We start from the raw sequence: 9,361 nt of genomic DNA on the forward strand, positions 1-9,361 counted from the left end.
CGCCCTCGGTCGCTCCACCGAGCGGTGGCGGGACGGCATCAGAACGTGAAGTCCACGGCCCCCGGGAGCTCGAGCGACGGCCCGTCGACCACGTGGAGCACGCCGTCGTCGGTGAGGACGGCGATCGTGCCGTCCGGCCGCCCGTCCACCGCGACCGGCCGGCCCGGCACGGACAGCTCGGTCGGCTCCCCGCCGCCCACCTCGTAGAGGAGCGCCCTGCTGCTCTCGTACTCGACGTAGCAGCAGGTCCCGAGCACCACGACCCGGTCGTCGCCCACCCAGTGGGACTTGACCGTCGTCCCGCCCGCCAGCGGCGTGGCGTCGCTCAGCGTGCCCGCCGTGGCCGGGTCGAGCAGGTACGCCGCGGCGTCCTCGTAGCTCGACACGAACAGCAGGCGGCTGCCGTCGGGCGACCACTCCAGGTTCCCGACCCTGCCCCGCACGTTGAAGAAGTCGGCCTCGTCGTCGGCCCAGAACAGCTCGCCGGTCTGTGCACCGGTCGCCAGGTCGACGAACCGGACGCTCTGGCGCTCGACGGTGATCCCGCGGTGCACGTAGGCGAGGGTGCGGCCGTCGGGGGACAGCGCGGGGCTGCCCGTCTCCGTGCCGAACGGGACCTCCTTCTCCGTCGAGCCCCACGCCACCCTGACGACCTGGGAGCTGTCGCCGAGCTCCTCCTCGAACCACAGCGTGCCGTCGGCGGCGATCGACGCGTCGGAGTAGCCGAACTGCGTCCAGCCGGCGGGCGTGCCGAGCAGCTCGCCCGTGTCGGCGTCGTGGACCTCGATGGTGGTGGCGCCGACGGCCTCGTCGACGACGACGGCGGCCAGCGGGTGGGCGGGGACCGGTCCCGTCGCCGCGGTCGGCTGCGGCGTGAGCACGACCGTGCCCGTGGTCCCCGTGTCGGGCGGCACCGAGGGGACCGTCTCGACCTCGGAGTCGGTGACCGGCGGCTCGGTGGACGGGGGGCGGTCGGTGGTCGGGGTGGAGGCGGGGGCGACCACGCGGACGGACTGGCGCTCGCCGTCGTCGGTCATGGCCAGCCCGACGACGGCGGCGGCGGCCGAGCCGGCCACGGCCAGCCCGGCGACGGCCAGCATCGCCCTGCGGCGGTGCGCCGACCGGCCCGTCGCGTCGATGGCGGCGGTGATCCGCTCCCAGGCCTCGTGCTCGTCGGGCGCCCCGCCCCGGGTGGCGAGGGCGCTCAGCGCGTCGCGGACGCGGGGCTCGGTGTCGTCGGTCATCGGAGCTCCTCCAGGGCGGTGGCGAGGGCGGCCATGCCGCGGTGGACGTGGGTCTTGACCGAGCCGGCGGAGATGCCGAGGGTGGCGGCGATCTCGGCCTCGCTCAGGTCGCCGTAGAAGCGCAGGGCGATGCACGCCCGCTGGCGGTCGGGGAGCCGGGCGAGGGCGGCGGCGACGGCGAGGTGCTCCTCGCTCAGCACGGCGCCCTCGTCGGGCCCGCCCGGGCGGACGGGGTCGGCGACGCGGAGGTGCCGCCGGGCGACGGCCCGCTGCCGCAGCCGGCCCCTGGCCCCGTTCACCACCGAGGTGCGCAGGTACCTGGCCGGGTGCTCGACCACGCCCCACCGCCGGTACAGGGCCACGAACGCGTCCTGCACCACCTCCTCCGCCTGCCCCGGGTCGTCGACGAGCAGGCGGGCAAGGCCCACGAGCCGCCCGTACTCCGCCCGGAACACGTCTTCGACGTCGCCTCGCCGGTCCGCCACGATGGTCGTTCCCACACCCTCTCCGACGCGCACCGCGGCGCGCCGGTTGACACGGATCGCGCGTCTCACCCGCCTCGGCCCGGCCGTGGGCCCCCGCCCGCCGCCCGCCGCCTCGCCGAGCGCTCAGCCCAGCGCGGCGACGGCCCGCTCGGCGTCCCGGCGGCCGAGATCGAGCAGCCGGCGCGACCGGGCGGGGTCGTAGTCGGTGAAGAACATCTCGATCTCCTCGTCGGGCAGCACGGGCACGACCTCCACCTCCCGCCGCCCGTAGGCGAGCGCCGGGTCGCCGTAGACCCGGTCCACCTCGGCGAGCAGCCGGGCCCGCAGGTCGGCGTCGCCGACCTCCTCCTCGACGGCGGCCACCGCCGCCGCCCGGTCGGCGGCCCAGGCCCGCAGCACCCGGTTGCGGGCCTCCGTGCGCTCGAGGCCCAGCCAGGTCTCGCTGTACTGGTTCCACTCCGCGGCCCGGAGCACGGCCCGCAGCACGTTCGCCTGCGGCGCCGACGACGGGTGCCGGGGCGCCACGCCGAGCACGAACGCCCGCTCCACCCCGGTGACGAGGAGCGCGGCCTCGAGCGGGAAGCCGTCGATCGTGAGGCCGTCGGCCCACTGGTCCCCGAGCGCCTCGACCGGCGCGATCGCCCCGGGCACGGCGACCGACGCGTTCACGCCGTCGGCGAGGGGGAGCGGGGCGCCGGGCCACTCGAACACCGGCGCCTCGCCGGTGGTCAGGTCGGCGAGGTCGACGCGGAACCGGACGCCGGGCCGCAGCCGGTCGTCGGAGAGGTGGCGGTCGATCACGTCCCGGCGCTGGGGCCGGTTGTGCAGGAGGTTGGGCGCCCACAGCACCCCGCCCCGCACGAGCGCGGCCCAGTCGACGCCGAAGATGTCGGCGTCGGTCCACGTCGACCACAGCGCCGCCAGCCGGTCGACCTGGCCGGTGGCCACGAACGCGCCGTTCAGGGCGCCGACCGACGAGGCGGCGACGACGTCGGGCACCACGCCGGCGGCGAGCAGCCCCTGCGCCGCGCCCACCTGGTAGGCGGAGCGGGCCGCGCCGGGCGTGAGGAACAGCCCCGTCCTCACGGCACGGCGTCCATCACGGCGCGGGCGGCGGCGTGGCCGTGGAGGAAGGCGTCGGTCACGTCGGCGTCGCGGAACCGCCAGAGGGGGAAGTCGAGCGGCTCGGTCGGGCGGACGACGTGGAGGCGGGGCGGGCGGGGCCGGCCCGGGTGGGCGGCGGCCGCCGCGGCCCGGCGCCCGGCCACCGTGGCGACGAGGCGGTCGCGCACCTGGGGGTCGTCGACGAGGGCGGCGAGCGCCGGCCCGAGGTCGCGGTCGACGCGGTCGAAGGCGCCTGCCGCGGCAGCGTCCCTCGTGGCGTCGTCGACGGCGGCGTCGGCGTCGTGGGCCAGGTTGACGGCGACGGCCCGGTCGGCGACGGCCCGCCAGGTGTCGTAGCGGCGCCGACCGGCGAGCGGCGTGGCCAGCACGGCGACGACCTCGTCCACCGGGCCGACCCCGGGCAGGGCGCCGTCCGTGACGGCCCGCAGGGGCACGGCGTCGACGACGGTCGCCTCGGCCAGGTCGCGGCCGCCGTGCGCGACGGGCGCCAGCAGGCCGGGGGTGGCGACGGCGGCCATCAGCCCGTCCACGATCGGCAGGTCGCACCCCGGCCACACGAGGTGGTCCACCCGGCCGGTGCGCAGGTCGACCACGGCCGCAGCGACCACCGTCCCCCTCGCCACGAGGCGGGACTCGCTCACGTGGGCGGCGATCAGGCGCCGCTGGGGCGCTCCGGTGAACGGCCCCCGCCACGGGTGGCGGAGGCTCGGGCGGACGAGCCGGCGCAGCCCCATCCGCTGCCACACCTCGACGAGCGCGTCGAGCTCACCGCAGGCCACGAACGCGGCGTGCATGGCGCCGATGCCGGTGCCGGCGTGCACGTCGAAGTGGAGCCTCCGGTCGTCGACGAGGTGGCGGAGGGCGCCGACCTGGAAGGCCGCCCACGACGACGCTGCGTTCAGCACCAATGCCCGCCTCACCCGAGGAACGCCCTGATCTCGGCCAGCGCCGCGCCCACCGCCGCGGACGGCAGCAGCACGTGGCCGCCACCCCGCACGGGGACGACCCTGGCGTCGCGCCCGTCGAGCAGGGCGCGCAGCTCGGCCAGCTGGGCGGCGGCGTCGGGCACGAAGCGGTCCCGGTCGCCGAGGAGCACCAGGAGCGGGGCGTCGACGGCCCGGATGTCCGGCCCGAAGTCCCGGTCCACCTGCCAGGCCGTGCGGCGGCGCACGCCGGAGGGGTCGCTCTCCGCGCTCGTGGCGAAGAAGGGGTGGCCGCGGCCGTCGCCCACCGGGCCGCACACGAGCGCCATCAGCGGCGGCGCCGTCAGCCGGTTGAGCGCCCGCGTCGACAGGGCCATCGCGACGGTCGCCACCCGCAGCGCCCGCCACCGGGCCCGAGTGAACGTGCCGACCAGCACGACCCGCCGGGCGGCGACGCGGGGGTCCCTCGCGACGCGGGCGGCGAGCACGCTGCCGATCGACTGCCCGAGCACGTCGACCGGCCCGTCGACGTGGGCGGCGACGGCGCCGGCGATCTCGGCGGCCAGGTCGTCGAGGTTGGGGTTGTCCTCCCTGGTGTAGTCGGCGACGACCACCCGGCGGTCGCCGGCCAGGTCCTCCACGAACGGGGCGACGCTGCCCCACGAGCCGTCGATGCCGGGGATGACGACGAGCGGCGGCCGGGCCGTGCCGGCGCCGTGGTCCACGAGGCGGACGCCGGCGCGGGTGGCTGCCGACCCGAGCGCGGTCGCGCCGGCGAGCGACGTGCGGCAGACGTAGCGGAAGTGGGCGAGCCAGAAGCGCCGGAGGCCGCGGTAGGCGGGGCCGTCGGCCACCTCCCACGAGCCGAACCGGCAGCGGTCCTCGCCGAGGGGCTCGAACCGGTAGCTGTGCCTCGCCCGGAAGCCGGGCAGGGCCCGCACCTCCCAGGTGACCCGGCGCTCGTGCTCGTGCTCGACGACCCGGGCCACGGCCGGCAGCACGTAGGGGAACCACCAGCGGATGGGCCCGAACACCCACACGAGCAGGGCGCCCCGGCGCAGCTCGCCGCCGACGACGGTGGCCCACCGGAAGCACGGGTTCCAGCGGGGCCAGCCCCGGACGTCGCAGAAGGCCCGCCAGGCGACGGCGACCGGGACGTCCAGGGTCACCCAGCCGGTGACGGGCAGCTCCGGGTCGGCGGGGGACGCCGCCGCGGGACCGGCCCCGCCCGGCGCGGGGCGCTCGGCGTGCCGGTGCTCCGGGTGGGCGGTGGTCGACGCGATGGTCCCTCCCTTCCGGGCCGCCGCCGCCGCACGCTAGCGGGCGGTGCCCCGGCGGGCGGGTCTACAGTCCGCCGGGAGGGGAGGCGGTATGGCCGAGCACTTCGACGCGGTGGTCGTCGGGTCGGGCTTCGGCGGCGGCGCCTCGGCGCTCCGCCTGGCCGAGGCCGGCCGGTCGGTGCTCGTGCTCGAGCGGGGCAAGCGCTACCCGCCCGGGTCCTTCGCCAGGAGCCCGAGGGACATGTCCCGCAACTTCTGGGACCCGAGCGAGGGCCTCCAGGGGCTGTTCGACATCTGGTCGTTCCGGGGGCTCGAGGCCGTGGTGGCGAGCGGCCTCGGCGGCGGCTCGCTGATCTACGCCAACGTCCTGCTGCGCAAGGACGAGAAGTGGTTCGTCCGCGAGGACCGGCGCCGCCCCGGCTACGAGCACTGGCCGGTGACGAGGGAGGACCTCGACCCCTGCTACCAGCGGGCCGAGGACGTGCTGTCGCCGAACGTCCTTCCCTATCCCGACACGCCCAAGGCGGTCGCCATGCGCGACGCCGCGGCGCGCATGGGCGCCGACTTCGACCTCGCGCCGATCGCCGTCTCGTTCGGCGCCGGCGTGGGCGAGCCGCTGCTCGGCGCGCCGCCCAACCTGCACGGCGCGACCCGCTTCGGGTGCCGGATGTGCGGCGAGTGCGACGTCGGCTGCAACTTCGGCAGCAAGAACACCGTCGACCTCACCTACCTCAGCGCGGCGGCGCGGGCGTCCGTCCCGGCCATCATCCGGGACCGCTGCGAGGTGCGCCGCTTCGCGCCCGTGCCCGGCGGCTGGTCGGTCTCCTACGTCCACCACTCCCCGGACAACGAGGGGGTGCACCTCGACACCTCCCGCCTGCCGGAGCGGACGGTGCGCTGCAAGGTGCTCGTCCTGTCGGCCGGCACGCTCGGCAGCACCTACCTGCTGCTGCGCAACCGCAGCGCCCTGCGGGGCCTCAGCCCGCAGGTCGGCACCCGGTTCTGTGGCAACGGCGACCTGCTCGGCTTCGTCTCCCGCAGCCGCAGCCACGTGCTCGACCCCGCCAACGGCCCGGTCATCACGACCCGGATCCGGGTGGCCGACGAGGCCGACGGCGGCGAGCGGGGGGTCCGCGGCTACTACGTCGAGGAGGGCGGCTACCCGGAGTTCGCCAACTGGATCGTCGAGACGTCGACGATCTCGAACCCGGTGGCCCGCGCCCTGCGGATGGGCTGGAACATGGCGTGGTCGAAGCTGCGGGGGGTGCCGAAGAGCCAGATCGGCGTCCAGCTGTCCTCGCTCGTCGGCGACGGCCGGTGGTCCGCCGGGTCGATGCCGCTCCTCGGGATGGGCCGGGACGTGGCCGACGGCCGCATGCGCCTCCGCCGGGGCTGGCTCGACGTCGACTGGACGACCGCCACCTCGTGGGCCTACTTCGAGCGGGTGCGGGCGACGCAGATGGCCATCGCCAGGGCCCTCGACGCCGACTTCGTCGACAACCCGTCCCGCCTCCTGCGCCGGGTCGTCACCGTCCACCCCCTCGGCGGGTGCCCGATGGGCCGGGACCGGGACGAGGGCGTGGTCGACGACCACGGCGAGGTGTTCGGCCACCCCGGCCTGTTCGTCGCCGACGGCTCGGTGATGCCGGGCCCGGTCGGCGCCAACCCGTCGCTCACGATCGCCGCGCTGGCCGAGCGGTTCTCCGAGCGGATGATCGAGAGGAGCGGCCGTGCCCCTTCCTGACGGCGGCGTCAAGCGGTCGCTGATCATGGCCGGCGGCGGCACGAAGGTGGCGTTCCAGGCCGGCGTCCTCCAGGTCTGGATCGACGAGGCCGGCATCGAGTTCCACCACGCCGACGGCGCCTCGGGCGGCGTGTTCAACCTGGCCATGTGGTGCCAGGGGATGACCGGCACCGAGATCGCCGACGCCTGGCGGCGCATGCGGCCGCTCCGCGGCGTGCAGCCGGCGTTCGCCGACTGGCTGCGGCTGCCCTACGCCCGGTCGCTGTTCCGCCTCGACCGCTTCCGGCGCAACGTGTTCCCCGACTGGGGCCTCGACTGGCACGCCATCCGCACGACGACGCGGGAGGCGACGTTCAACCTCTACGACTTCACCCACCACGAGCAGGTGGTGCACACGCCCGACCGGATGGACGAGGACCTCCTCGTGTCGGCCGTGTCCCTCCCCATGTGGTTCCCGCCGGTGCGCACCGAGGGCGCCACGTGGATCGACGCCGTGTTCGCCACCGACGCCAACCTCGAGGAGGCCATCCGCCGGGGCGCCGACGAGCTGTGGGTGGTGTGGACGGTGAGCGAGCGGGGGGAGTGGAACGACGGCTTCGTCGCCCAGTACTTCCAGATGATCGAGGCGATGGCCAACGCCCAGCTGCGGGCCGTGCTGCGCCGCGTCGACGCCAGCAACGACGCCATCGCCGACGGCCGGCCGGGCGAGTTCGGCCGCCCGATCACCGTGCACCTCCTCGCCGGCGAGGTGCCGCTGCACTACCTCATGAACTTCACGAGGGACCGCATGGCCGCGGCCGTCGCCCGCGGCGTGCAGGCGGCGCGGGCGTGGTGCGACGAGCGGGGGATCGAGCGCTCCTCGCCGCCGGCGGCGCCGGCCGACCCGTCCCGCCCGCCGGTCGGCGTGCGCTTCACCGAGCACATGGCCGGGCCGGCCGCCCTGGACGAGAGCGACCCCGTGACCGGGCGGCTGCGGGGCGAGGCCGACGGCACCCGGCTCGGGTTCCGCCTCACGATCTCGGTCGACGACCTCGACCGGTTCGTCACCGACCCCGAGCTCGCGGCGACGGCCGTCGGGTCCGTCGAGTGCGAGGCGCTCGGCGGGCGGCTGCCGGTCGAGCGGGGCGAGTTCAACCTGTTCGTCGACGAGGGCGACCCCGCCGACAAGCGCATGCTCTACCGGCTGTGGTTCCGCGACGCCGCCGGCCACCGCCTCCGCCTCGACGGGCACAAGCTCGTCCACGACGAGCCCGGCCTCGACGTGTGGCGGGACACGACCACGCTGTACACCACGGTCTCCCGCCTCGGCGACGACGGCGAGGCCTCGGACGGGCCGCCGGTGATGGCCGGCGTGCTGCGCATCACCCCGGCGTCGTTCGCCCGCCAGCTCACGACGTTCCGGGCCACGGCGCCGACGGCGGCGGCCCGGGCGCGGGCCATCTCCCGGTTCGGCCGGCTGTTCGTCGGCAGCCTCTGGGACGTCTACGCGCGCGAGGTGCTGGCCGCCTCGCCGCTGTGACCGCGCCGCGGGGCGCCTCGCCCCGCCCCGACTCGTGGGAGCGGGTGCCGTGGCGGCCCAAGCCGCCGGTGCGGTGGTTCAGCCCGAGCGTGCTGGCCGGGTCGGCCATGCGCGTGCTGCTGTCCAAGCTGTTCGGGGCCTGGCTCGACAAGCGCGAGCTCCAGGAGTCGCTCGGCCGCACCGTCCACCTCCACCACGCCGAGGCCACCGACGAGCTGTGGCTCGACTACGTGGCCGACACCGGCGACGGCTTCGACGCGTCGTACACGGTGGCGTGGCTGGCCTCCCAGCCGATGCTCGACGTGGCCGGCGTCGACCGGCGCCTGCCCCGCGGCGCGCTCCTCATCCTCGGCGGCGACCAGGTGTACCCGGTGGCCAGCGCCAACGAGTACGAGCGGCGGTTCCTGCTGCCGTTCCGGGCGGCGCTGCCGTCGTCGTCGGAGGAGGCCGCCACCCCCGAGCTGTGGGCCCTCCCCGGCAACCACGACTGGTACGACGGCCTGACCAGCTTCCTGCGCACGTTCGCCCAGCACCAGTGGGTCGGCGGCCGCCGCACGTGCCAGGACCGGTCCTACTTCGCCGTCCAGCTGCCCCACCGGTGGTGGCTGTGGGCCGTCGACACCCAGTTCGACGCGTACGTGGACGACCCGCAGTACCGCTACTTCGAGCAGGCGTCCGCGCTGCTCCAGGAGCACGACCGGGTGATCCTGTGCGTGGCCACCCCGAGCTGGATCGAGGTGCCCGTGCGGCCGTCCGCCAACCGCAACATCGCGTACGTCGAGCGCCGCCTGATCGCGCCCCGGCACGCGTCGGTGGTGCTCAGCCTGTCCGGCGACTCCCACCACTACGCCCGCTACACCGGCGACGACGGGGGCCACCGCATCACCGCCGGCGGGGGCGGCGCCTTCCTGCACCCGACCCACAACCTGCCGCCGGCCATCCCCGTGTCCATCGCGCCCGACGACCCGGCCGTGCCCACGGTGCCGCACCGGATCGAGCGGTGCTACCCGACGCCGTCCCAGTCCCGGCGCCTGCTCGCCG

At 76.0% G+C, this 9,361-nt stretch carries 8 protein-coding genes; 3 read left to right on the forward strand and 5 right to left on the reverse strand.

Translation table 11 applies throughout. From position 1 onward, the window contains the following. Positions 1-38: 38 nt before the first annotated feature. The 5 genes from VGB14_15290 to VGB14_15310 form a co-directional block, all read right to left on the reverse strand. Entirely contained in the window at positions 39-1,244 is a 1,206-nt protein-coding gene (locus VGB14_15290; protein HEX9994292.1) for a hypothetical protein, read from the reverse strand. Then, positions 1,241-1,729 carry a SigE family RNA polymerase sigma factor gene (locus VGB14_15295; GenBank protein HEX9994293.1) on the reverse strand — a complete coding sequence of 163 codons (489 nt, stop codon included), beginning with the start codon at positions 1,727-1,729 and terminating at the stop codon, positions 1,241-1,243. Before VGB14_15295 ends, VGB14_15290 begins: the two co-directional genes overlap by 4 nt. A 123-nt stretch (positions 1,730-1,852) precedes the next feature. Continuing rightward, the gene (locus VGB14_15300; GenBank protein ID HEX9994294.1) at positions 1,853-2,815 is read right to left on the reverse strand and encodes a patatin-like phospholipase family protein; all 963 of its coding nucleotides are present in this window, start codon (positions 2,813-2,815) and stop codon (positions 1,853-1,855) included. Then, a complete protein-coding gene (locus VGB14_15305) occupies positions 2,812-3,759 on the reverse strand; it encodes a patatin-like phospholipase family protein (protein ID HEX9994295.1) in 948 nt (315 codons plus the stop codon). The genes VGB14_15300 and VGB14_15305 overlap by 4 nt, the downstream gene beginning before the upstream one ends. Positions 3,760-3,770: 11 nt before the next feature. After that, a complete protein-coding gene (locus VGB14_15310; protein ID HEX9994296.1) occupies positions 3,771-4,946 on the reverse strand; it encodes an SRPBCC family protein in 1,176 nt (391 codons plus the stop codon). Positions 4,947-5,148: 202 nt separating this feature from the next. On the opposite strand from VGB14_15310, the gene VGB14_15315 reads away from it, so the two are divergent. From VGB14_15315 to VGB14_15325, 3 genes are all read left to right on the forward strand, one after another. Next, complete coding sequence (locus VGB14_15315) at positions 5,149-6,801, forward strand: GMC family oxidoreductase (protein HEX9994297.1); 1,653 nt, start codon at positions 5,149-5,151, stop codon at positions 6,799-6,801. Then, positions 6,788-8,320: a patatin-like phospholipase family protein gene (locus VGB14_15320; protein ID HEX9994298.1), complete on the forward strand. Its 1,533-nt coding sequence runs from the start codon at positions 6,788-6,790 to the stop codon at positions 8,318-8,320. Before VGB14_15315 ends, VGB14_15320 begins: the two co-directional genes overlap by 14 nt. Further along, on the forward strand, positions 8,317-9,361 hold a 1,045-nt coding region (locus VGB14_15325; protein ID HEX9994299.1), incomplete at its 3' end, for a hypothetical protein. The genes VGB14_15320 and VGB14_15325, both read left to right, overlap by 4 nt.

The sequence above is a fragment of the Acidimicrobiales bacterium genome (assembly GCA_036399815.1).
In the GTDB taxonomy this organism is placed as follows: Bacteria; Actinomycetota; Acidimicrobiia; order Acidimicrobiales; family DASWMK01; genus DASWMK01.

Bases quoted from the DNA above. Each gene is read 5' to 3' on its own strand.
- VGB14_15290 (HEX9994292.1), bottom strand. From the start codon at position 1,244: ATGACCGACGACACCGAGCCCCGCGTCCGCGACGCGCTGAGCGCCCTC.
- VGB14_15315 (HEX9994297.1), top strand. From the start codon at position 5,149: ATGGCCGAGCACTTCGACGCGGTGGTCGTCGGGTCGGGCTTCGGCGGC.